Source organism: Kitasatospora sp. NPDC023385 (assembly GCF_055664045.1).
On sequence record NZ_JBVOOL010000003.1, the window covers coordinates 13,163 to 34,838 of the forward strand.

Genomic DNA, 21,676 nt, shown 5'->3' on the forward strand with positions numbered 1-21,676 from the left:
GGTCCGGACGGCCGGGTTGGTCCGGGTCTGAAGCGTGGCGTTCATCGTGCGCCCCCTGGGTCGGTACGAGCGGTTCCGGTCGCCGCCCTCCAGCCGGCCTTGCGGCCCGCTGTCCTGCGGCGACATGGAAAATCCTGCCCGCCGGTTGTGATGGCGCTGTCCGCCGACTGTCACAGGGGTGTCACAGGGGTGGGCCTTTCGTCCCGGTCCGCCTCCCTCCGTACCGGACGCCGGTGGCGGCCCGTCCGGTTCCCGGACGGTGATGAGCGGGCCGGGGGGTGATTCGGCGCTGCGGGTGGGCCAAAATGGGGCCGTGCCTTTCCTCCTACTGATCGAGGACGACGACGCCATCCGGACCGGCCTCGAACTCGCCCTCACCCGCCAGGGCCACCGCGTGGCCACCGCCGCCTCGGGCGAAGACGGTCTGAGGCTCTTCAAGGAGCAGCGGCCCGATCTGATCGTGTTGGACGTCATGCTGCCCGGCATCGACGGCTTCGAGGTGTGCCGCCGGATCCGCCGCACCGACCAGCTGCCGATCATCCTGCTGACCGCCCGTTCCGACGACATCGACGTGGTGGTGGGTCTGGAGTCGGGCGCGGACGACTACGTGGTGAAGCCGGTGCAGCCACGCGTGCTGGATGCCCGGATCCGGGCGGTGCTGCGGCGCGGCGAGCGGGAGAGCTCCGACTCCTCGGCGTACGGCAGCGTGGTGATCGACCGAGCGGCGATGACCGTCACCAAGGACGGGCAGGACCTCCAGCTCACCCCGACCGAACTGCGGCTGCTGCTGGAACTCAGCCGCCGCCCCGGGCAGGCGCTCTCCCGCCAGCAGCTGCTGCGGCTGGTCTGGGAGCACGACTACCTCGGCGACTCCCGGCTGGTGGACGCCTGCGTGCAGCGGCTGCGGGCCAAGGTCGAGGACGTGCCGTCCGCGCCGACGCTGATCCGCACCGTCCGCGGGGTGGGCTACCGGCTGGACCCGCCGCTCTGACCCTCGCCCCGCCGACCGTCGCTGTCCTCCGCGTCCCGCCTTCCCGCGCCCTGCCCTACCCTTTCCCTTGCCGCCGCTGAACTCCCGTACCACGACAGGCTCTTGTGACTGACCATCAGACGACTGCCCGGCGTTTCCCGGCGGGCCGGTGGCGACGGCTGCGCTCCCTACGGGTGCGGCTGATCGCGGTGTTCGCGGCGGTCGCGCTGCTCGCCGCCGTCTCGGCCTCCGGCATCGCGTACTGGCTGAACCGCGACGCGGTGCTCAAGCGCGCCCAGGACACCGCGCTGAACGACTTCCGGGTCTCCCTCAGCCGCAACGTCTCCGAACTGCCGCTGAACGCGAGCTGCCCGGAACTGGCCGCGCTGGCGTCCAACGTGGCCAGCTCCGGCCTGAGTTACGACGTGGTGGTGGTCGATCCGGCGCACCCGGAGTGCGCGCCGTCCTCCGACCCCTCGCGCTTCACGCTGGCCGACGTGCCGACCGCCCTGCGGTCCACCGTCGCCAAGCCGCGCGAGATCACCGAGAACAACCCGTACCCGTACCACCTGTACTGGCAGCGGCAGAACCTGGACGGCCGGCCGTTCGTGATCGGCGGCACCAAGGTGGTGCCGAGCGGCCCGACGGCGTACATGTTCAAGTCGCTGGAGAACGAGCGGGCCGACCTCAACACGCTGGGCTGGTCACTGGCCATCGCGACCCTGCTCGCGCTGATCGGCTCGGCCCTGCTCGCCCAGGCCGCCTCGGCCACCGTGCTGCGGCCCGTCAAGCGGCTCGGCGACGCGGCCCGGCGGCTCGGCCAGGGACACCTGGACACCCGGCTCGAGGTCGAGGGATCGGACGAACTCGCCGACCTGGCGAGGACGTTCAACCGGGCCGCGGAGTCGCTGCACGAGCAGGTCGAGGAGCTGAGCGCGCGCGAGGCGCAGAGCCGGCGGTTCGTCGCCGACATGTCGCACGAACTGCGCACCCCGCTGACCGCGATGACCGCCGTCACCGACATCCTGGAGGACGAGGCCGAGTCGCTGGACCCGATGATCGAACCGGCCGTCCGGCTCGTGGTCAGCGAGACCCGGCGGCTGTCCGACCTGGTGGAGAACCTGATGGAGGTGACCCGCTTCGACGCGGGCACCGCCAGACTGGTCGCCGACGAGATGGACATCGCCGACCTGATCATGTCCTGCATCGACGGGCGGGCCTGGTACGACGCCGTCGAGCTGGACGCCCCGCGCGGCGTCCTGGCCGTGGTCGACCCGCGCCGGCTCGACGTGGTCTTCGCCAACCTGATCGGCAACGCGCTCAAGCACGGCGGCTCGCCGGTGCGGGTCAAGGTCCGGCAGACCGAGGACGCGGTCGTGGTCGAGGTCTCCGACAGCGGCCCGGGCATCCCCGAGGACGTGCTGCCGCACGTCTTCGACCGCTTCTACAAGGCGGACCGCGGGCGCGCTCGCTCGGAGGGCAGCGGCCTGGGCCTGTCGATCGCGATGGCCAACGCGCAGATACACGGGGGGACGATCACGGCGGCGAACGGGGAAGTCGGCGCGGTGTTCACCCTGACACTGCCGCTGACGCCGCCGTCGCCGTCCGCGGGCGAGACCGCGGGCGGTCCCGCCCGCGACGCCGCCGAGGACAAGGACGCCACGTGACCGCCCCCGCCCCCCTGCGCCGCGCCGCCGGCGTACTGCTCCTGCTCGCGCTGGCCTCCGGCTGCGGCATCCGGCCGACCGCCGTACCGGTCGACGCCGGCGCCCCGGCCAGCCGGACGGCCTGCCCGACCAGCCCGCACATACCGACCGCGCTGGCCACCCCGCCCGGCCCCGCGCCGTCCGTCACCGCCCGCGGTGGCGGCAAGGCGTCCGTGAGCCCGAGCCCGTCGCCCGCGCCGGTGGCACCGGGCAGCCCGCCGCCGGACAACGTGTTCAGCGCGGTGCCGACGGCCTCACCCTGCAAGTAGTCGTACGGGCGGCCCGGGGGCGCCCTCGACGGCAGCCGGCGAGGCGGGCCGGACCGGCCGGAGGAGGAGGCGGGGGCGCGTCCGGGAATGTTCACGCCCAGCGTGGAACCGCCGTGCCACCGGCTCACGTCCTTCCCCCCGTGCAGCGAGATGGCACCAGGACACGCGACGAGCGTTCCGGCGCGGGGACCGAAAGCAGCCCGGCGGCGGCCGTCCACCGTCCCCTCCGGCTGGCCGGACTGGCGGGCCTGGCCTGCCACCTGACGCTGGCGCTCTGGCTGGTGCTGAGACCGCTGCCGGTGGCCTGGGTCTACGACGCCAACCTGACGCCGCTGGCCTCGCTCCGCTCCTCCACGGCCTGGCAGGTGGTCGGCGAACTCCTGCTGCTGGCACCGCTCGGCGTCCTGCTGCCGCTGGCCGGCGGGCGCCTCCGGGCCCCCTGGCTGCCCTCCTTCCTGCGCACCACCGGCGCCTCCGCGCTGCTGGGCACCGCGCTGGAGTTCCTCTCCTCCTGGGCGCCCGGGCACGTCCTCAACGTGGACCACATCCTGCTCGCCGTGATCGGCGTCGCCGTCGCCCACCTCTCCCTGGTCCCCGGCCTGCGGCACCTGCTGCGGACGCGGCGGACGGCGGCCCCCCGGGCTGCCGGGCCGGCCGGACCGGCCGGACCGCCAGTGGCTCCCTTCCCGGTGACCACCGTCCCGATGGCCGCCGTCCCGGTGGTGGTCGGCGTGTCCGCCGCCCGCCCCCGCGCCTACGCCGAGCCGACCCCGCCCGCGGGCTGAGCCGGCGCCGGCACCACCCGGCCGCCGACCTCGACCAGCCCGTCCTCGCGCGGCCCGGTCAGCAGCTGCGAGCCCCGGCCCTGGGTGACGGTCAGCGCCCGGCCGAGCCGTGCGGCCAGCAGCAGGGCGGCCGCACCCGTCGCCTCGTCCTCGTCGATCCCGTCGCCCCGCCCGGGGAAGGCCCGCGCCCGGACGGTGCCGGCCGCCTCGTCCTGCCAGGCCCAGGCGTAGATCCACTCCCCCGGCGGCGGCACCTCCAGCGCCTCCACCTCGGCCGCCGAGCCGTACTGCCGCAGCGTGCGCCCCGGGGCCCACTCCGGCCGGGCCACGATCCTGGTCAGCCCGTCCTCGCGCCGCACGCCCACCGCACCGGCGGCCGTGACCAGGCGGTCCACCCCGAGCAGCCAGGCGGCGCCGACGCACGGGTGGCCGGCGAAGGGCAGGCGCACCGACGGGGTGTAGATGTCGATCTCCCCGCGCTCCGGGTCGTCGATGAACACCGTCTCGCTGAAACCGAGTTCGCGTGCGATCCGCTGCCGGTCCGGGCGGTTCGGGACGGACGCCCCGTCACGCACCACTCCGAGCTCGTTCCCGTACTCCCCGCCAGGGCCGCAAAAGACCCGCAGCACCTCATATGCAGTCATTTCCCACCTCGTCAATTACCGTTCCGGCACGGCGCAACCACACCGTGACACAAAGGCCGCGACGAATGTCGGCCCCCTCCAGTACTGTGCGCTCTCGTCCCCGAACGGTTCCGCCGTTCGTTCTACTTCCCTCCCACAGGAAACCCCCCTTGAACAATCTCGATTTCAGCGCCGAGCCGCTGTTCTCCTGGTACGTCGTCCTGCTGACGCTCAGCGGCATCATCATGGTGGTGCTCGGCGCCGTCTCCGGCGGACTGAAGGTCGGCCTGCGGATCCTCAACGTCCTCATCGGCCTCGGTTTCCTGGGGTACGCCTACTACCTCGCGTTCGTCTTCGAGGGCGGCACGTACACCATCTTCTTCAAGGTGTTCATCCTGCCGGTCGCGATGATCGTCTACTCGGTGAAGGCGATAGCCGAGCGCAGCAACGCCAAGCAGCAGCAGGCCGCGCAGGCCGCCGCGTTCGACCCGAACGCCCCGCAGGCTCCGTACAACCCGAACGCGCCGCAGCCGCCGTACAACCCCAACGCGCAGGCCCCGTACAACCCCAACGCGCAGGCCCCGTACAACCCCAACGCGCAGGCCCCGTACAACCCCAACGCGCAGGCCCCGTTCAACCCCAACGCCCCGCAGCCGGGCGCCCCGGTGCCGCCGCAGGCCGGCGCGCCGGTCGCCCCCCAGGCCGCGCCGCCCGCGCAGCCGCAGGGCGCCCCGCCGTACCAGCCGGGCCTGCCGCCGCAGCCGGTGGCGGACAACCCGTACGCGCAGCCCGCGCCGCCGGCCCAGCCGGGCCCGTCGCAGCCTCCGCACCCGGCCGGCTGACCGCGCCGCACACCGCGGTACGCCACCCGCGTACGCACGCCGGAAGGCCCGTCCGTCCCCGCCGTCGAGCGGGGGCAGGCGGGCCTTCCGCGGTTTCCTCAGGGTGACCCTGAGGGCGACCCCGACGTCCGTCTCCGCCTCGCCGGTGACCTGGCGGGGCGGGGAATCACCTCCCGGGCGGAGGATCGCGCGGCGGCCGCGGCGCAGTATGGAAGTACCCCGCCGGACCGGCCGGACCGGGCCGCCACCGTGCGAAGCAGATCAGGAGTGGATCATGAGCGCCCGCCTCGCCCGACCCCGCCACAACCGTGTCATCGCCGGCGTCTGCGCCGGAATCGCCGAGCGCTTCGGCCTGACTCCGTGGACCGTCCGCCTGATCTTCCTGCTCTCCTGCCTGCTGCCCGGCCCCCAGTTCCTGCTCTACCTCGCCCTCTGGGTGCTCCTGCCCCAGGAGCCGTAGGAGGCAACGGCGACGGGCCGCCCGCCCCGGGATCACCGGGGCGGGCGGCCCGTCGCCGTGCCGGCGGCTCGGATCAGCCGGTCAGGCCCGGCAGACCGGGCAGGGCGCCGGTCAGCCCGCCGATGGGGGTCTTGTCGAGACCCGGGACGGTCGGGACGGCGCCGCGCTGCTGGGTGACCCCGGCGATCGGGGCGGCGGCCGGGGCCGCGCGGCCGACGGACGGCGCGAGGCTGCCGAGCGTGCCGGTGACCTTGTCAGCGCCGGGCAGCTTGGCGGCGGTGTCGGTGACCGCCCCCGTCACCGCGGGGTTCGACACAGCGCCGGTGGGCAGTCCGAGGCCGCCGGGTGCCGGGGCGGCGTCGGCGGAGGCGGTGCCGGCGCCGATCGCCGCGATGGCGATGCCGAGCGCCGCGGTGCCGGCGGCCTTGAGAGCCTGCTTCATGGTTCGTCCCCTTGGGTCCTCGTCGGTGGCCGGCCTCGCGTACGGGTTCGACGGCCGGGCGGCCGCCACCGCGCCTGGTCGGCAATGACTGGCACACCGTAGTGAGCCGGTCGCGTGAGAACCAAAGGCCGTTCACTCACTAGAGTGAGTAGTCGGATGAACGCCAATTTCCTTGCCCAAAAGGCCCGTTCATCCGACCCCCGGGAACGGTCCCGGCGTCGCGGCTCAGTTGCCGCCGACACCCGCGCTGAACAGCCACTCCGCCTTGAGCTCGGCGTAGCCCGGCTTGATCACGTCGTTGATCATCGCCAGCCGCTCGTCGAACGGCAGGAACGCGGACTTCATCGCGTTCACGGTGAACCACTCCAGGTCCCCCAGCGTGTAGCCGAAGGCGTCCACCACGTGGCCGAACTCCTGGCTCATGCTGGTGCCGCTCATCAGCCGGTTGTCGGTGTTCACGGTGACCCGGAACTTCAGCCGGCTGAGCAGCCCGATCGGGTGCTCGGCGTACGAAGCGGCCGCGCCGGTCTGGATGTTGGACGTCGGGCACATCTCCAGCGGGATGCGCTTGTCGCGCACGTACGCGGCCAGCCGGCCGAGCTCGACCGCACCGTCCTCGCCCACCGTGATGTCGTCGACGATCCGCACGCCGTGGCCGAGCCGGTCGGCGCCGCAGCACTGCAGGGCCTCCCAGATCGACGGCAGGCCGAAGGCCTCGCCCGCGTGGATGGTGAAGTGGTTGTTCTCGCCCTTGAGGTAGTCGAAGGCGGCCTGGTGGCGGGTGGGGGGGTAGCCGGCCTCGGCGCCCGCGATGTCGAAGCCGACGACGCCCTGGTCCCGGTAGCGGTTGGCCAGTTCGGCGATCTCGGTGGAGCGGGCGGCGTGCCGCATCGCGGTCAGCAGGGTGCCGACGCGGATCCGGTGGCCGGCCTCGCGGGCGTTGGCCTCGCCGAGGCGGAAGCCCTCCTGGACGGCTTCGACGACCTCGTCGAGGGTCAGGCCCGCCTCCAGGTGCTGCTCGGGGGCGTAGCGGACCTCGGCGTACACGACGCCGTCGGCGGCCAGGTCCTCGGCGCAGTCGGCGGCGACCTTGACCAGGGCCTCACGGGTCTGCATCACGGCACAGGTGTGCGCGAAGGTCTCCAGGTAGCGGACCAGCGAGCCGGAGTCGGCGGCCTCGCGGAACCACTCGCCGAGCTCCTTGGGGTCGGTGGCGGGAAGGCCCTGGTAGCCGACGGCGGCGGCCAGCTCGATCACGGTCTCCGGGCGCAGCCCGCCGTCCAGGTGGTCGTGCAGGAGGACCTTCGGCGCGCGGCGGATCTGGTCGGCGGTCGGGATGCGCGGGCCGGTGCCCGCGGTGGTGACGGGGATCTGCTTTTCCATTGCGGAAATATAGCCCCTACGCGCGTAGACCTACCACCGGAAGTACCACCGGATGGTCCAAACCGCACCCGGAATTCCACCGACCGGTCCATACGATCCGCCAAACGGCCGGGTCGCGCCGGAGCAAGGCCGCCCATTGCGCCACAGCCCCGTCAGTCGTGCTGGAGCAGCCGCCCCCGCCGGGACAGCACGAAGTCCCGGAACGCCCGCGCCGGCGGCGCCAGCGGCCGCCCCGCCACCCAGGCCACCCCGATCGCCCGGCGGGTGCGCGGCGCCGTCACCTCCAGCTCCACCACCCCGGGCCGCGGCACCAGGGCCGGCGGCAGCAGCGCCACCCCCAGCCCGGCCGCCACCAGCCCCCGCAGCGTCTCCGCCTCCTCCCCCTCGAACGCCAGCCGGGGCACGAACCCCGCCTCCGCGCAGAAGCCGTCCGTCATCGCCCGCAGCCCGTACCCCTGCTCCAGCCCGACGAACGGCTCCTCGGCCACCTCCGACAACCGGATCCGTCGCCGCCCGGCCAGCCGGTGGTCCGCCGGGACGACCAGGTGCAGGCGCTGCTCGTCCAGCCGGCGGGCCGCGAACGCCTGGTCGTCCGGCAGCGGGGCCACCAGGCACAGGTCCAGCTCGCCGAGCCGCAGCCGCTCCAGCATCGCCGCGCCGTAGTCCTGCACCAGCTGGAACCGCACCTTCGGGTGCTCGGCGCGGAAGCCGCGCACCAACGCCGGCACCGTGTCCGGCCCCATCGTGTGCAGGAAGCCGAAGGCCACCAGCCCCACCTCCGGGTCGGCCTCCGCCCGGGCCGCCTGCGCGCCGCGCTCGACCTCGGCCAGCGCCCGTTCCACCGAGGCCAGCAGCAGCCGGCCCGCCCTGGTCAGCCGGACCGTCCGGCCCTGCCGGGCCAGCAGGTCCACCCCCAGCTCCTCCTCCAGCCGGGCCACCGCGCGCGACAGCGTCGGCTGCGGCACCCCGAGCAGCGCGGCCGCCTGCGTCACGTGCTCCAGCCTGGCCACCGCCGCGAACTGCGCCAGCCGGGGCGCCAGCCGGACGGCCGTCCCTTCCGGCTCCAACTCAACTGCCCGGTACCGCTGTTCCCCGCCGTCCGACGCTTCCGGACCGGTCATTGCGCGCCACCTCGACTCATACGCCAGTGCATCGATCATCCATGGTTCATGCATTGGACGCATCAACGGCGGCAGGCCTACCGTCGAGGACATGCAGCCCTCCGACACCAGGGCATCCGCGACCGCCCCGGACGCCCCAGCCACCGGCCCCGCCACCCGCCCCACCGAGGACGACCGCCACCGCCCCGGCCGGCCCGCGTTCCGCCGCGCCAACCTCGCCCTGTTCTCCGCAGGGGTCGCGACCTTCGTCCTGCTGTACTCCACCCAGGGCCTGCTGCCGGTCCTCTCGGCCGACCTCGACCTCACCCCCGGCCAGGCCAGCTGGACGGCCTCCGCCGCCACCCTCGGACTCGCCCTCGGGCTGCTCCCGGCGAGCGCGCTGTCCGACCGGTACGGCCGCACCGCGGTGATGACGGCCTCCACCCTCGCCGCCTCCCTCCTCGCCCTCGCGCTGCCCTTCGCGCCGGACCTCACCACCCTCGTGGTGCTGCGCGTCGTCCAGGGCGCCGCCCTCGCCGGGCTCCCGGCCACCGCCATGGCGTACCTCGCCGAGGAGGTCCACCCCAGCGCCCTGGCCGCCGCGATGGGCCTGTACGTGGCCGGCAACAGCATCGGCGGCATGGGCGGCCGGCTGCTCTCCGGCTGGACCGCCGCCGGCTTCGGCTGGCGCTGGGGCCTCGCCGCCTCCGCCGCCCTCGCCCTGCTCGCCACCCTCGCCTTCCGACTGCTGATCCCCGCCGCCCGGCACTTCACCCCGGCGCCGGTGGACGCCCGCGCGCTCGCCCGCACCGTCGCGGGGCACCTGCGCAACCCGCTGCTGGTCCGGCTGTACGTGCTCGGACTGCTGTTCATGGCCGTGTTCGGCGCGGTCTACAACACCGTCGGCTACCGGCTGATCGGCGCGCCGTTCCACCTGCCGGAGTCGATCGCCGCCTCGATCTTCGTGGTGTACCTGGTCGGCACCGGCACCTCCGCCGCGGCCGGCCGCCTCTCCGGCCGGCTCGGCCGCCGCGGGGCCCTGTACGTCTCCATCGGCGTGACCGCCGCCGGCCTGCTGGTCTCCCTCGCCGACTCCCTGGTCTGCGCGCTGCTCGGCCTGGTCCTGATCACCGCCGGCTTCTTCGCCGGCCACGCCACCGCCTCCGCCGCGGTCGGCCGCACCGCCACCGCGGGCCGCGCCCAGGCCTCCGCGCTCTACCTGATCGCCTACTACCTGGGCAACAGCCTCGGCGGCACCCTCGGCGCCGACGCCTACCACGCCACCGGCTGGCCCGGCGCCGCCGCCGTCGGCCTCACCGCCATGACCCTCGCCGCCGCGGTGACGCTCTACGCCACCCGTCGGGCGCTCGCGACGAGGCGAGCGATCACGAACGCTTGACACCTCCACGACGAGTAGTACCGCCTCCGAACCGGGCAGGGCTTCCGCCGGGGCCTGCGGGTGAAGAAGATGCAGGGCCACTCGGACATCTGGGAGATGACCTGGGCCCCGGACGGCCGGGCCACCTTCAGCTACGGAACCCCTGTCGAGGACGGCGAGCCCCACATCGTCTGGCGCCGGATCAGCACCCACGACACCTTCGGCCGTCCCTGACCGGTGAAACAGTCGGGCCGCCCGCCGGTGCGCCGGCGGGCGGCCCGTTCATGCTCTCGCTCAGGCGATGCGGTCCAGCACGATCGGGTTCGGGGTGAACGCCGTGCCGGCCGGGGCGACGGTGACGCCGCCCGTGAGGGCCTCGATGGCGTAGTCGTAGCGCTCCGGGGTGTCGGTGTGGAGGGTCAGCAGGGGCTGGCCGGCCACCACGGTGTCACCGGGCTTGGCGTGCATCTCGACGCCGGCGCCGGCCTGGACCGGGTCCTCCTTGCGGGCGCGGCCGGCGCCCAGGCGCCAGGCGCAGACGCCGATGGCGTAGGCGTCGAGCTCGGTGAGCACGCCGGAGGCGGGCGCGGGGATGACGTGCTGCTCGCGGGCGACCGGGAGCGGGGCGTCCACGTCGCCGCCCTGGGCGGCGATCATGCGGCGCCAGTGGTCCATCGCGGAGCCGTCGCGCAGCGCGTCCGCCGGGTCCTTGCCGCGCACGCCGGCCGCGGCGAGCATCTCGCGGGCGAGCGCGATGGTCAGCTCGACGACGTCGGCCGGGCCGCCGCCGGCCAGGACCTCGACGGACTCGCGGACCTCCAGCGCGTTGCCCGCGGTGAGGCCGAGGGGGGTGGACATGTCGGTGAGCAGGGCGACGGTGTTGACCCCCGCGGTGGTGCCCAGGCCCACCATGGTCCGGGCGAGCTCGCGGGCGTCGTCCAGGTTCTTCATGAAGGCGCCGGAGCCGACCTTGACGTCCAGGACCAGGGCGCCGGTGCCTTCGGCGATCTTCTTGGACATGATCGAGGAGGCGATCAGCGGGATCGCCTCGACGGTGCCGGTGACGTCGCGCAGCGCGTACAGCTTCTTGTCGGCGGGCGCGAGGCCGTCGCCGGCCGCGCAGATGACCGCGCCCGCGTCGCGCAGCACGTCCATCATCTCCTCGTTGGAGAGCAGGGCGCGCCAGCCGGGGATGGACTCCAGCTTGTCCAGGGTGCCGCCGGTGTGGCCGAGGCCGCGGCCGGAGAGCTGCGGGACGGCGGCGCCGCAGGCGGCGACCAGCGGGGCGAGCGGGAGGGTGATCTTGTCGCCGACGCCGCCGGTGGAGTGCTTGTCGCTGGTGGGCAGCGGCAGCGAGGAGAAGTCCATCCGGACGCCGGAGCGGATCATGGCGTCGGTCCAGCGGCTGATCTCGCGCGGCCGCATGCCGTTCAGCAGGATCGCCATGGCCAGCGCGGACATCTGCTCGTCGGCGACGTCGCCGCGGGTGTAGGCGTCGATGACCCAGTCGATCTGAGCGTCGCTCAGCTCTCCGCGATCGCGCTTGGTCCTGATGACGGAGATGGCGTCCATGCGTGCTCCAAGAGGGGTTTCAAAAAGCATGAAATGCGTAGAGTGCCGCGAGATGACCGGGTTCCGGCCCACTCGCGACACTCTACGCGCGTAACAAACGGAGAGGCTAGAGCCGCTCCGGCCCGAACGCGTCGGGCAGGACCTCACTCATCGGCTTCACGCCGGACGCGAGGTCCACCAGCAGCTCCGGCCCGCCGTGCTCGTACAGCAGCTGGCGGCAGCGCCCGCACGGCATCAGCAGCTCGCCGGCGCCGTCCACGCAGGTGAAGGCCGTCAGCCGCCCGCCACCGGTGGCGTGCAGCGCGGACACCAGCCCGCACTCGGCGCACAGCCCGAGCCCGTACGAGGCGTTCTCGACGTTGCAGCCGGTGACCACCCGCCCGTCGTCCACCAGCGCGGCCGCGCCGACCGGGAACCTGCTGTACGGGGCGTACGCGTGGCCCATGGCCTCGCGCGCCGCCTCGCGCAGCCGCTCCCAGTCGATCGCGGAAGGCGTCGGGGCCGTCACTTGCCCTGGCCCTTGCGGTAGATCTGGCCGTCCGCCTTCGGCATCCGCAGCCGTTGCGAGGCCAGCGAGAGCACGATCAGGGTGATCAGGTACGGCGTGGCGACGATCAGCGGACGCTGCACCTGGTCGGTGAGCGAGTACCAGGCGATCAGGCCGCCGGCGACGACGAAGGAGATCACCGTCGAGGTGTACTTGCGCCGGTACAGCTGCCACAGGGCGAGCAGGATCATCGCGATGCCGACGATCAGGATCAGCACGTGCACCGACTCCGGGTCGCGCAGCTGGAGGCTGTCGGTGAAGCCGAACAGGCCCGCGCCCATGGCGAGACCGCCTGGCATCCAGTTGCCGAAGATCATCGCCGCGAGGCCGATGAAGCCGCGGCCCAGCGTCTGGCCGTCCTTGTAGAAGTGGGCGGCGACCAGCGACAGGTACGCACCGCCGAGGCCGGCGAAGGCACCGGAGGCGATGACCGCCAGGTACTTGTACTTGTAGACGTTGACGCCCAGCGACTCGGCAGCGGTCGGGTTCTCGCCGCAGGAGCGCAGCCGCAGGCCGAACACCGTGCGCCAGAGCACGAAGTAGCTGACCACGATCAGCGCGCCGGCCAGGAGCACGACCACCGAGATGTTGGTGACCAGGCCGCCGAGCACGCCGGCGACGTCCGACACGAGGAACCAGTGGTGGTTCTCAATGCTCTTCAGGCCCGAGGACAGCCCCGGAATGGTGATGTACGGCAGCGGATCCGCCGGCGGGGACTGGTTCGCCCCGGCACCGGCCGAGATGTAGTCCTTGTAGTAGATCCGGTTGACGTACGCGCAGATGCCGGGGATCAGCAGGTTGATGCCCACACCGGAGACGATGTGGTCGACGCCGAACGTGACGGTGATGACCGCGTGCAGCAGACCGCCGAGCGCCCCGCCGAGCATGCCGGCCAGCAGGCCGACCCACGGGTTGACCAGGTAGCCGGCCCAGGCACCGCAGAAGGTGCCGGCGACCATCATGCCTTCGAGACCGATGTTGACCACACCGGCCCGCTCGGACCAGAGACCGCCGAGGCCGGCCATGCCGATCGGCACGGCGGCGCTGAGCGCGGCGGTGACCTGACCGGAGGAGGTCAGCGAGTGGTTGCCGGTGGCCATGCCCACGGCGGAGAACAGGACCAGGGCGCCCGCGATCAGGAGCAGGACCACCGGCCAGGACAGCTTGCGCTTCTTCGCGGGCGCGCCCGACGCCTTCGGACGAGCAGCGGTGGCCGTACTCACGCGGACACCTCCTTCTTCTCAGCGGCCGCGAGCTGGGCGGCGAGCTGCTCGCCGACCTTCTTCTGCTGGCGCGTCAGGCCGTAGCGGCGCACCAACTCGTACGCGACGACGACGCAGATGACGATGGTGCCCTGCATGACCGCGACGATCTCGGATGGGAAGCCGCCCTGCAGCGGCAGCTGGGAGCCGGTGGCGTCCAGGAAGGCGAACAGCAGGGCGGCGAAGGCCATGCCGATCGGGCTGTTCCGGCCCAGCAGGGCGATCGAGATGCCGAGGAAGCCCAGGTTCTGCTGGAAGGTCTGCCCGTAGTAGAACGAGTTCTGCAGCAGCTCGGGCATGCCGATCAGACCCGCGATCGCGCCGGAGACCACCATCGAGGTGATCACCATCTTCTTGACGTTCACACCGGACGCGGTGGCCGCGGACTCCGAGCGGCCCGTGGCGCGCAGGTCGAAGCCGAAGCGGGTGCGGCTCAGGGTGAACTGGAAGAGGACACCGACCAGGATCGCGATGAAGAGGAAGCCCCAGAGCGGGCCACCGGCCGTCTCGATCGTGAAGAAGTGGCTGGACTGGGAGACCGACTCGGTCTGGATCGAGTTGCTGGTGCCGCTCACCTTCGGCGCGAAGATGCCCGGGGCGAGCAGCAGGCCGACGATCGCGAGCGCGATGGCGTTCAGCATGATGGTCGAGATGACCTCGCTGACGCCGCGGAAGACCTTCAGCAGACCGGCGATGCTCGCGTACAGGCCGCCGACCAGCATGGCGGTGACCAGCAGCAGCGGGATCTGGATGAAGGCCGGCAGGTCGACCTGAGTGCCGATGTACGCCGCGAACAGCGCCGCGACCTTGTACTGGCCCTCGACGCCGATGTTGAACAGGTTCATCCGGAACCCGAACGCGGCGGCCGCGGCGGCCAGGTAGTACGTGGTGGAGCGGTTGAGGATGTTCACCTGGCCGTCCGACTTGGTGGCGTACGTGATCATCACGTTCCACGCGTCGAACGGGTTCTTGCCCGAGGTCGCCAGCAGGACGGAGCAGATCGCGACGGAGAGCACGACCGCGAGCACCGGCGCCGCCAGTGCGAGCACGATCCGCTCACCGCTGATCCGCTGCGCCAGGCTGCGCTTGACGGCGGGGTTGGGACTGGTCATGGATTACTCCCCCGCCTGCGAGTCGCCGGCGGTGTCGGTGGGCGGGTGCTCGGCCTCGGCCTCGGTGCCCTCGGCGGCGACGGCCTGCGCCTCGGCGACGGCCTCCGGCTCGGACTCGATGTGGCCGCTGGCGGCACCGGTCATCGCGGTGCCCAGGTCCTCGGCGGTCACGGTGGCCGGGTCGGCGTCGGCGACCAGGCGGCCGCGGTAGATGACCCGGATGGTGTCGGAGAGCCCGATCAGCTCGTCCAGGTCGGCGGAGATCAGCAGGACCGCCAGGCCCTCCCGCTGGGCGCGCCGGATGTGCTCCCAGATCTGGGCCTGCGCACCGACGTCGACACCGCGGGTGGGGTGCGCGGCGATCAGCAGCTTCGGCTGGTGGCTCATCTCGCGGCCGATGATCAGCTTCTGCTGGTTGCCGCCGGAGAGCGAGGCCGCGGTGACCTCGATGCCGGGGGTGCGGACGTCGTACTCGTCGACGATCCGCAGGGTGTCCGTCCGGGCGCCGGAGGGGTCGAGCAGCACGCCCTTGGAGTTGGGCGCCTCGGTGACGTGACCGAGGACCCGGTTCTCCCAGAGCGGGGCCTCCAGCAGCAGGCCGTGCTTGTGGCGGTCCTCGGGGATGTAGCCGATGCCGGCCTCGCGGCGGGCCCGGGTCAGGGTGCCGGAGAGGTCCTTGCCGTCCAGGGTGACGGTGCCGCCGTCCAGCGGCAGCATGCCCATGATGGCCTCGACCAGTTCGGCCTGGCCGTTGCCCTCGACGCCCGCGATGCCGAGGATCTCGCCCTTGTGGATGCGCAGCGAGATGTCGTCCAGGACGACGCGCTCGACGCCCTCGGCGTCGGTCTTGGCGATCCGCAGGTCCTTGACGTCGAGCATCTCGGACGTGGTGACGGTCGATTCGCGGCTCTCCGGGGAGGGCAGCTCGGCGCCGACCATCATCTCGGCGAGCTGGCGCGCGGTGACGGCCTTCGGGTCGGCGTCGCCGACCGTGGTGCCGCGCCGGATGACGCTGATCGCGTCGGCGACCGCCAGCACCTCGTGCAGCTTGTGCGAGATGAAGATGACGGTGACGCCCTCGGACTTGAGCTCGCGCAGGTTGTCGAACAGCGCGTCGACCTCCTGCGGGACCAGCACGGCCGTGGGCTCGTCGAGGATCAGGATCTTGGCGCCGCGGTACAGCACCTTGAGGATCTCGACGCGCTGGCGGTCGGCGACGCCGAGGTCCTCGACCAGGGCGTCCGGGCGCACGCCCAGGCCGTACTGGTCGGAGATCTCCTTGATCTTCGCCTTCGCCTTGGCGCCGATGCCGTGGATCTTCTCGCCGCCGAGGACGACGTTCTCCAGCACCGTGAGGTTGTCGGCGAGCATGAAGTGCTGGTGCACCATGCCGATGCCGCGGGAGATGGCGTCGCCGGGGGTGTTGAACTCGCACTGCTCGCCGTTGATCGCGATGGTGCCCTCGTCCGGCTTCTGCATGCCGTAGAGGATCTTCATCAGCGTCGACTTGCCGGCGCCGTTCTCGCCCATCAGGGCGTGCACGGTGCCGGTGCGGACGGTGAGGTTGATGTCGTGGTTGGCCACGACACCGGGGAAGCGCTTGGTGATGCCGCGCAGTTCGACGGCCGATGTCGCCGTCCCCGCGCTGGGGGTGCCGTCCTTGCGCAGGGGGACGGGGTCGGATGCGGTGATGGCGGTCTCCTGGTGGTCTGGAGGCGCGTCGTTGCGCTCGGAGGGCCAAGGGGGGAAACGGGGGGACGGGACGGGGCCCGGGGGTACGCGTTGAGCGCACCCTGCCGGGCCCCTCCCGTGAACTGTGTCGATCATCGCGCTGTCGGGCAGGCGACAGGCGCTGTCGCGTCCGAGACGCGCGGCCCTTACTTGGCCGGCGCGGTCGGGATGGTGGTGGCGCCGCTCTTGATGGCGTCGGCGGCGGTCTTCAGCTTGTCCTGGATGTCGTCGATCTTGCCGCCGGTGGTGGCGAGCGAGACACCGTCGGCCTTCAGGTCGAAGAGCTTGATGCCGGTGAAGGCGTTGCCCTTCTTGACCGAGTCGATGTACGCGAAGACCGCGTTGTCGACGTTCTTGACCATCGAGGTCATGATGCTGTTCTTGTACTTCGCCAGGGCCGGCTGGCTGGCCTGGTCGGAGTCGACACCGATGGCCAGGGCGCCCTGCTTGTTGGCGACGGCCTCGATGGCGCCGTTGCCGGAGGAGCCGGCGGCGGTGTAGATGATGTCCGCGCCCTTGTCGAGCTGGCCCTGCGCGGCTTCCTTGCCCTTGTCGGGCGAGTTGAAGCCGGTGAAGTCCGGCGGCGTGGTCAGGTAGGTCGTCTCGATCAAGATGTTCGGGTCGACGAACTTGGCGCCCGCCTCGTAACCGGCCTGGAACTTCTTGATCAGCTCGGACTGCACACCACCGATGAAGCCGATGTGGTGGGCCTTCGACTTGTTGGCGGCCGCGACACCGGCCAGGTACGAACCCTCCTGCTCGGCGAAGAGCAGCGAGGTGACGTTGGACGGCTGGTCCTTGTCGTTCGAGTCGATGATCGCGAACTTGACGTTCGGGTTGTCCTTGGCGATCTTGTTGACCGCCGGCTGGTAGACGAAGCCGACCGCGATGATGGTCTTGTAGCCGGCGTCGACCAGGTTCTTGAGGCGGGTCTCCTTGTCGGCCTCGGCCTCACCGGACTTGGCCTCGGCCTCGGTCACGGAGGCACCCAGCTCGGCCTTGGCCTTGTCGAGACCGCGGGCGGCGGAGTCGTTGAACGACTGGTCGCCACGACCACCGATGTCGTAGGCCATACCGACCTTGAGCGAACCGTCGCCCGAGGCGGAGGAGGAGGTGCTGTCGGTGCTCTTTGCGCCGCAAGCGGCGAGCGAGGCCATGCCCAGGGAACCCGAGAGCACAACCGCAGCGAGCTTCATTGAACGGCGCAAGGGAGTATCTCCTTCTGACACGCAACCGTTTGGCGTGGTCGGACGCCACCGTAACGCGCGTAGAACACGGTTGTGTTACGGGGTGCCGGAGCATTCGGGTTGTTATCAAACCGTGGTCTGACGCCCGTCCCGAGCGCCCTCTCCCCTGCACGGACGGTGGTCCGGGGTTGGTTCAGCCCAGTCTACGGAACCGCCCCCGGGCCCCGGATCCCCACGACCCGCGCACGTGCCGACCGCCTGCCCCGCGGCGCCGGTCACCGGCGCCGCGCTCAGCGCCCGTCCGCCGCCAGGGCCAGCGCCGCGAACAGCTCCGTGCCGATGCCGATCGCCCGCTCGTCCACGTCGAACCGGCCCTGGTGCAGGTCGCGGACGGTGGTGTCGCCGGGGGCGCGGACGCCGAGCCGGGCCAGCGCGCCCGGGGCGTGCTCCAGGTACCAGGAGAAGTCCTCCCCGCCGAGGCTCTGCTCGGTGCCCTCGACCACCTGGGCGCCGTCGCGTCCGAACCGCGCGTTCATCGTCTCGTCCAGCTGCGCGACCGAGACCGCCTCGTTGACCACCGGCGGCACTCCGCGGTGGTAGTCCAGCGTCCACTTGGCCCGGTAGGTCTCGGCGAGCTTGGCGATCAGCTCGTGCAACAGGTCCGGCGCCTCGCGCCAGCCGTCCAGCTCCAGGCAGCGGACGGTGCCCTCCAGCTCGGCGTGCTGCGGGATGACGTTGGGCGCGGAGCCGGAGGCGATCCGGCCCCAGACCAGGCTGACGCCCCAGCGCGGGTCCATCCGGCGGACCAGCGCGCCGGGCAGGTCGGCGGCCATCCGGGCCACCGCGGTCACCAGGTCGGTGGTCAGGTGCGGGCGGGCGGTGTGCCCGCCGGGGCCGTCCAGGTGCAGCACCAGGCGGTCGCAGGCGGAGGTGATCGCCCCGGCGCGCAGGGCGATCCGACCGACCTCCACCTTCGGGTCGCAGTGCACCGCGAAGATCCGGCCCACGTCGTCCATCCCGCCGGCCTTGATCACGTCCAGCGCGCCGCCCGGCATGACCTCCTCGGCCGGCTGGAACACCAGCCGGACCGGACGGCGCAGCTCGCCGGTGCGGGCGGCCTCGGCCAGGACCAGGCCGGTGCCGAGCACCACCGAGGTGTGCACGTCGTGGCCGCAGGCGTGGGCCCGGCCGGGGACGGTGGAGCGGTACGGCACGTCGGTCTTGGCGTCGTCGATCGGCAGCGCGTCGATGTCGGCGCGGAAGGCCAGGAACTCGGCGCCCGGGGCGGTGCCGGCCGGGACGAGGTCGACGAGCAGGCCGGTGCCGCCGGGCAGCACCCGGGGTTCGAGGCCGGCCGCCACCAGCCGGTCGCGCAGCAGCCCGGTGGTGCGGAACTCCTGGCGGCCCAGCTCCGGATGCCGGTGCAGATCACGGCGGAAGGCGATCAGCTCGGGCTCCAGCGCCCTCACCCGGTCGCGCAGATCGGCGGCGGGGCGTGCGGCGGCGAGAGTGGCGCCCGGCTGAGCGGGCTCAGGACGGTTCATCTCCCCAAGAGTAGGCCTGTTGGGGGGATTTGGCCCGGCTTCCGGAAAACTAGTCCCCGGATGGGTGCATACCGGCCGGACAGGTGGGTATGACATCTCGTTTCAGCCGCCTTCCCCGGATTGCTTGCCCTGTGCAACGACCACCCGGGCCGGCGGTCACGGCCGCCACCGCCTCGACGGACTCCGGGCGTTGACGGCCGTTCAGGCGACGATGGCAGCGGTAGCGGCGAATGGCCGCGGTGGCCGCGGTGGCGGCGATCAGAACCGCTCCACCGGGGTGTGGGTGCCCCACACCTCCCGCAACACGTCGCACACCTCGCCGACGGTGGCCCTGGCCGCCAGCGCCTCCTTCATCGGGTAGAGCACGTTCTCCGGCCCCTCGGCGGTGCGGCGCAGCGCGTCCAGCGTCCGGGTGACGGCGCCGGCGGAGCGCTCGGCCCGCAGCCGGGCCAGCCGCGCGGCCTGCTGCCGTTCGATCGCCGGATCCACCCGCAGCGGCTGGTACGGCTCCTCCGTGTCCAGCCGGAAGCGGTTGACGCCGACCACGGTCCGCTCGCCGGAGTCCGTCTCCTGCTGGACCCGGTACGCGGTGCGCTCGATCTCGGCCTTCTGGAAGCCCTGTTCGATCGCGGCCACCGCGCCGCCCCGCTCCTCGATCCGGTCCATCAGCGCCAGCGCCGCGGCCTCCACCTCGTCGGTGAGCGACTCGACCGCGTAGGAACCGGCGAACGGGTCGACGGTGGCGGTCACGTCGGTCTCGTGGGCGAGCACCTGCTGGGTGCGCAGCGCGAGCCGGGCGGCCTTCGCGGTGGGCAGCGCGATCGCCTCGTCGTAGCTGTTCGTGTGCAGCGACTGGGTGCCGCCGAACACCGCGGCGAGCGCCTGCACGGTGACCCGGGCCAGGTTCACCTCGGGCTGCTGGGCGGTGAGCTGCACGCCGGCGGTCTGGGTGTGGAAGCGCAGCATCTGCGAGCGCGGATCCCGCGCGCCGAACCCGTCCCGCATGATCCGGGCCCAGATCCGGCGCGCTGCCCGGAACTTGGCGACCTCCTCCAGGAGGGTCGTACGGGCCACGAAGAAGAACGAGAGCCGGGGCGCGAAGTCGTCCACGGCCATCCCGGCGGCGATCGCGGCCCGGACGTAGGCGATGCCGTCGGCGAGGGTGAAGGCGATCTCCTGCACGGGGTCGGCCCCGGCCTCGGCCATGTGGTAGCCGGAGACGGAGATGGTGTTCCAGCGCGGGATCTCGGCCCGGCAGTACCGGAACACGTCGGCGACCAGCCGCAGCGAGGGCTGCGGCGGGAAGATGTACGTGCCGCGGGCGATGTACTCCTTCAGCACGTCGTTCTGGACCGTGCCGGTGAGTACCGACGACGGCACGCCCTGGGCCTCCCCGACCAGCTGGTAGAGGAGCAGGAGCAGGGCGGCGGGCGCGTTGATGGTCATCGAGGTGGACACCTCGCCCAGCGGGATGCCGTCGAGGAGCACCGCCATGTCCTCGACGCTGTCCACGGCCACGCCGACCCGGCCGACCTCGCCGGCCGCGAGCGGAGCGTCCGAGTCGTAGCCCATCTGGGTGGGCAGGTCGAAGGCGACGGACAGGCCGGTGCCGCCGCCCGCGATCAGCTGCCGGTAGCGGGCGTTGGACTCGGCGGCGGTGCCGAAGCCCGCGTACTGGCGCATCGTCCAGGGCCGTCCGGTGTACATCGTCGGGTGGACGCCCCGGGTGTACGGGTACTCCCCGGGCCGGCCCAGCCGGGCGGCCGGCTCCCAGCCGGCCAGGGCCTCGGGGCCGTAGAGCGGCTCGATCGGGAGGCCGGATTCGGACAGCCGGGCCCGCTGCGGGGGGCGGTTCGGCTCGGCGCGGCGCGGCTCGGCTGCCATGGGTCCTCCACGGGATCGGCGGGCGCTGGTCCTCGCAATGTAGGACGTGACCGGCCCACCGGGCCCGCCGACGCGGTTGAGATGATCGGGTGAACGACCGATGAGCCCCAGGGAGTGGCAATGACCGAGCAGAAGGTGGCCGTGGTCACCGGTGCCAGCAGCGGAATCGGCGCGGCGACCGCCCGCCGCCTGGCCGCCGAGGGCTTCGAGGTGGTGCTGACCGCCCGCCGCACCGATCGGATCGAGGCGCTGGCCAAGGAGATCGGCGACCTGGGCGGTGCGGCACGGGCGGTCACCCTGGACGTCACCGACCGGGCCGCCGTGGACGCCTTCGCGGCCGGGGTCGGCCGGGTGGACGTGCTGGTGAACAACGCCGGCGGCGCGATCGGCGCCGAGACGGTCGAGCACGGCGACCCGGCCGACTGGCGCGCCATGTACGAGGTGAACGTGCTCGGCGTGCTGCACGTGACGCAGGCGCTGCTGCCGGCCCTGCGGGCCACCGGCGACGGCACCGTACTGGTGCTCTCCTCGACCGCCGCGCTGACCGCGTACGAGGGCGGCGGCGGGTACGTGGCCGCCAAGCACGCCGCGCACACCATCGCCGCCACCCTGCGGCTGGAGCTGTGCGGGGAGCCGATCCGGGTGATCGAGATCGCGCCCGGCATGGTGAGGTCCGAGGGCTTCGCGGTCACCCGCTTCCGCGGCGACGAGGAGAAGGCGGCCGCGGTGTACGCGGGCGTGGCCGAGCCGCTGACCTCGGAGGACGTCGCGGACACGGTGGCCTGGGCGGTCACCCGGCCCGCGCACGTGAACATCGACCTGCTGGTGGTCCGGCCGCGGGCGCAGGCGGCCAACCACAAGGTCCACCGGGGCTGACCC

21 protein-coding genes are annotated in these 21,676 nt (G+C 72.5%); 9 read left to right on the forward strand and 12 right to left on the reverse strand.

All coding sequences use genetic code 11. The features are described from left to right. The first annotated feature begins 313 nt into the window (after positions 1-313). The 4 genes from AC0B61_RS05965 to AC0B61_RS05980 all read left to right on the forward strand — a co-directional run bounded on the left by AC0B61_RS05965 (position 314) and on the right by AC0B61_RS05980 (position 3,730). On the forward strand, positions 314-991 hold the full coding sequence (locus AC0B61_RS05965; protein WP_471739401.1) for a response regulator: 678 nt from the start codon (positions 314-316) through the stop codon (positions 989-991). Positions 992-1,095: 104 nt separating this feature from the next. Further along, positions 1,096-2,637, forward strand: a complete 1,542-nt coding sequence (locus tag AC0B61_RS05970) for an ATP-binding protein (protein ID WP_471739402.1) — start codon at positions 1,096-1,098, stop codon at positions 2,635-2,637. Beyond that, positions 2,634-2,945: a hypothetical protein gene (locus tag AC0B61_RS05975; RefSeq protein ID WP_471739403.1), complete on the forward strand. Its 312-nt coding sequence runs from the start codon at positions 2,634-2,636 to the stop codon at positions 2,943-2,945. Before AC0B61_RS05970 ends, AC0B61_RS05975 begins: the two co-directional genes overlap by 4 nt. Before the next feature lie 140 nt (positions 2,946-3,085). Beyond that, entirely contained in the window at positions 3,086-3,730 is a 645-nt protein-coding gene (locus tag AC0B61_RS05980; protein WP_471739404.1) for a VanZ family protein, read from the forward strand. On the opposite strand, the gene AC0B61_RS05985 is transcribed toward AC0B61_RS05980, so the two are convergent. Further along, a complete protein-coding gene (locus AC0B61_RS05985; RefSeq protein ID WP_471739405.1) occupies positions 3,700-4,374 on the reverse strand; it encodes a PhzF family phenazine biosynthesis protein in 675 nt (224 codons plus the stop codon). The genes AC0B61_RS05980 and AC0B61_RS05985 overlap by 31 nt on opposite strands. 149 nt (positions 4,375-4,523) lie before the next feature. Between AC0B61_RS05985 and AC0B61_RS05990 the strand changes: the two genes are divergently transcribed. Further along, positions 4,524-5,195, forward strand: coding sequence for a hypothetical protein (locus AC0B61_RS05990; protein WP_471739406.1), 672 nt, complete (start codon positions 4,524-4,526; stop codon positions 5,193-5,195). Positions 5,196-5,469: 274 nt separating this feature from the next. After that, a complete protein-coding gene (locus AC0B61_RS05995) occupies positions 5,470-5,655 on the forward strand; it encodes a PspC domain-containing protein (protein ID WP_350735952.1) in 186 nt (61 codons plus the stop codon). A 73-nt stretch (positions 5,656-5,728) separates the two neighbouring features. Here the strand turns inward: AC0B61_RS05995 and AC0B61_RS06000 are convergent, their stop codons facing one another. From AC0B61_RS06000 to AC0B61_RS06010, 3 genes are all read right to left on the reverse strand, one after another. Further along, complete coding sequence (locus tag AC0B61_RS06000) at positions 5,729-6,097, reverse strand: ATP-binding protein (protein WP_471739407.1); 369 nt, start codon at positions 6,095-6,097, stop codon at positions 5,729-5,731. A 225-nt stretch (positions 6,098-6,322) separates the two neighbouring features. Then, entirely contained in the window at positions 6,323-7,480 is a 1,158-nt protein-coding gene (locus tag AC0B61_RS06005) for an adenosine deaminase (protein ID WP_471739408.1), read from the reverse strand. A gap of 152 nt (positions 7,481-7,632) precedes the next feature. Then, on the reverse strand, positions 7,633-8,601 hold the full coding sequence (locus AC0B61_RS06010; protein WP_471739409.1) for a LysR family transcriptional regulator: 969 nt from the start codon (positions 8,599-8,601) through the stop codon (positions 7,633-7,635). 91 nt (positions 8,602-8,692) lie between these two features. Between AC0B61_RS06010 and AC0B61_RS06015 the strand changes: the two genes are divergently transcribed. Together AC0B61_RS06015 and AC0B61_RS06020 are read left to right on the forward strand one after the other, a co-directional pair. Then, positions 8,693-9,979 carry an MFS transporter gene (locus AC0B61_RS06015; protein WP_471739410.1) on the forward strand — a complete coding sequence of 429 codons (1,287 nt, stop codon included), beginning with the start codon at positions 8,693-8,695 and terminating at the stop codon, positions 9,977-9,979. Between the two features lie 60 nt (positions 9,980-10,039). Further along, positions 10,040-10,192 carry a hypothetical protein gene (locus AC0B61_RS06020; protein WP_471739411.1) on the forward strand — a complete coding sequence of 51 codons (153 nt, stop codon included), beginning with the start codon at positions 10,040-10,042 and terminating at the stop codon, positions 10,190-10,192. A gap of 60 nt (positions 10,193-10,252) precedes the next feature. Here AC0B61_RS06020 and AC0B61_RS06025 read toward each other — a convergent pair whose 3' ends face one another. The 8 genes from AC0B61_RS06025 to AC0B61_RS06060 all read right to left on the reverse strand — a co-directional run bounded on the left by AC0B61_RS06025 (position 10,253) and on the right by AC0B61_RS06060 (position 20,797). After that, on the reverse strand, positions 10,253-11,530 hold the full coding sequence (locus AC0B61_RS06025; RefSeq protein WP_471739412.1) for a thymidine phosphorylase: 1,278 nt from the start codon (positions 11,528-11,530) through the stop codon (positions 10,253-10,255). A gap of 106 nt (positions 11,531-11,636) precedes the next feature. After that, on the reverse strand, positions 11,637-12,038 hold the full coding sequence (locus AC0B61_RS06030; RefSeq protein ID WP_471739413.1) for a cytidine deaminase: 402 nt from the start codon (positions 12,036-12,038) through the stop codon (positions 11,637-11,639). Next, positions 12,035-13,300, reverse strand: a complete 1,266-nt coding sequence (locus AC0B61_RS06035) for an ABC transporter permease (RefSeq protein WP_471739414.1) — start codon at positions 13,298-13,300, stop codon at positions 12,035-12,037. Before AC0B61_RS06035 ends, AC0B61_RS06030 begins: the two co-directional genes overlap by 4 nt. After that, positions 13,297-14,451: an ABC transporter permease gene (locus tag AC0B61_RS06040; protein WP_471739415.1), complete on the reverse strand. Its 1,155-nt coding sequence runs from the start codon at positions 14,449-14,451 to the stop codon at positions 13,297-13,299. The genes AC0B61_RS06035 and AC0B61_RS06040 overlap by 4 nt, the downstream gene beginning before the upstream one ends. Before the next feature lie 3 nt (positions 14,452-14,454). After that, complete coding sequence (locus tag AC0B61_RS06045; protein ID WP_471739416.1) at positions 14,455-16,035, reverse strand: ABC transporter ATP-binding protein; 1,581 nt, start codon at positions 16,033-16,035, stop codon at positions 14,455-14,457. Between the two features lie 293 nt (positions 16,036-16,328). Beyond that, positions 16,329-17,390: a BMP family lipoprotein gene (locus AC0B61_RS06050; RefSeq protein WP_471739417.1), complete on the reverse strand. Its 1,062-nt coding sequence runs from the start codon at positions 17,388-17,390 to the stop codon at positions 16,329-16,331. A 269-nt stretch (positions 17,391-17,659) separates the two neighbouring features. Further along, positions 17,660-18,913 carry an amidohydrolase gene (locus AC0B61_RS06055; RefSeq protein ID WP_471739418.1) on the reverse strand — a complete coding sequence of 418 codons (1,254 nt, stop codon included), beginning with the start codon at positions 18,911-18,913 and terminating at the stop codon, positions 17,660-17,662. Positions 18,914-19,171: 258 nt separating this feature from the next. After that, a complete protein-coding gene (locus AC0B61_RS06060) occupies positions 19,172-20,797 on the reverse strand; it encodes an acyl-CoA mutase large subunit family protein (protein WP_471739419.1) in 1,626 nt (541 codons plus the stop codon). 120 nt (positions 20,798-20,917) lie between these two features. Between AC0B61_RS06060 and AC0B61_RS06065 the strand changes: the two genes are divergently transcribed. After that, a complete protein-coding gene (locus tag AC0B61_RS06065) occupies positions 20,918-21,673 on the forward strand; it encodes an SDR family oxidoreductase (RefSeq protein ID WP_471739420.1) in 756 nt (251 codons plus the stop codon). Positions 21,674-21,676 lie beyond the last annotated feature (3 nt).

Bases quoted from the DNA above. Each gene is read 5' to 3' on its own strand.
- AC0B61_RS05985 (WP_471739405.1), bottom strand. From the start codon at position 4,374: ATGACTGCATATGAGGTGCTGCGGGTCTTTTGCGGCCCTGGCGGGGAG.
- AC0B61_RS05995 (WP_350735952.1), top strand. From the start codon at position 5,470: ATGAGCGCCCGCCTCGCCCGACCCCGCCACAACCGTGTCATCGCCGGC.
- AC0B61_RS06000 (WP_471739407.1), bottom strand. From the start codon at position 6,097: ATGAAGCAGGCTCTCAAGGCCGCCGGCACCGCGGCGCTCGGCATCGCC.
- AC0B61_RS06005 (WP_471739408.1), bottom strand. From the start codon at position 7,480: ATGGAAAAGCAGATCCCCGTCACCACCGCGGGCACCGGCCCGCGCATC.
- AC0B61_RS06010 (WP_471739409.1), bottom strand. From the start codon at position 8,601: ATGACCGGTCCGGAAGCGTCGGACGGCGGGGAACAGCGGTACCGGGCA.
- AC0B61_RS06015 (WP_471739410.1), top strand. From the start codon at position 8,693: ATGCAGCCCTCCGACACCAGGGCATCCGCGACCGCCCCGGACGCCCCA.
- AC0B61_RS06025 (WP_471739412.1), bottom strand. From the start codon at position 11,530: ATGGACGCCATCTCCGTCATCAGGACCAAGCGCGATCGCGGAGAGCTG.
- AC0B61_RS06040 (WP_471739415.1), bottom strand. From the start codon at position 14,451: ATGACCAGTCCCAACCCCGCCGTCAAGCGCAGCCTGGCGCAGCGGATC.
- AC0B61_RS06055 (WP_471739418.1), bottom strand. From the start codon at position 18,913: ATGAACCGTCCTGAGCCCGCTCAGCCGGGCGCCACTCTCGCCGCCGCA.
- AC0B61_RS06060 (WP_471739419.1), bottom strand. From the start codon at position 20,797: ATGGCAGCCGAGCCGCGCCGCGCCGAGCCGAACCGCCCCCCGCAGCGG.
- AC0B61_RS06065 (WP_471739420.1), top strand. From the start codon at position 20,918: ATGACCGAGCAGAAGGTGGCCGTGGTCACCGGTGCCAGCAGCGGAATC.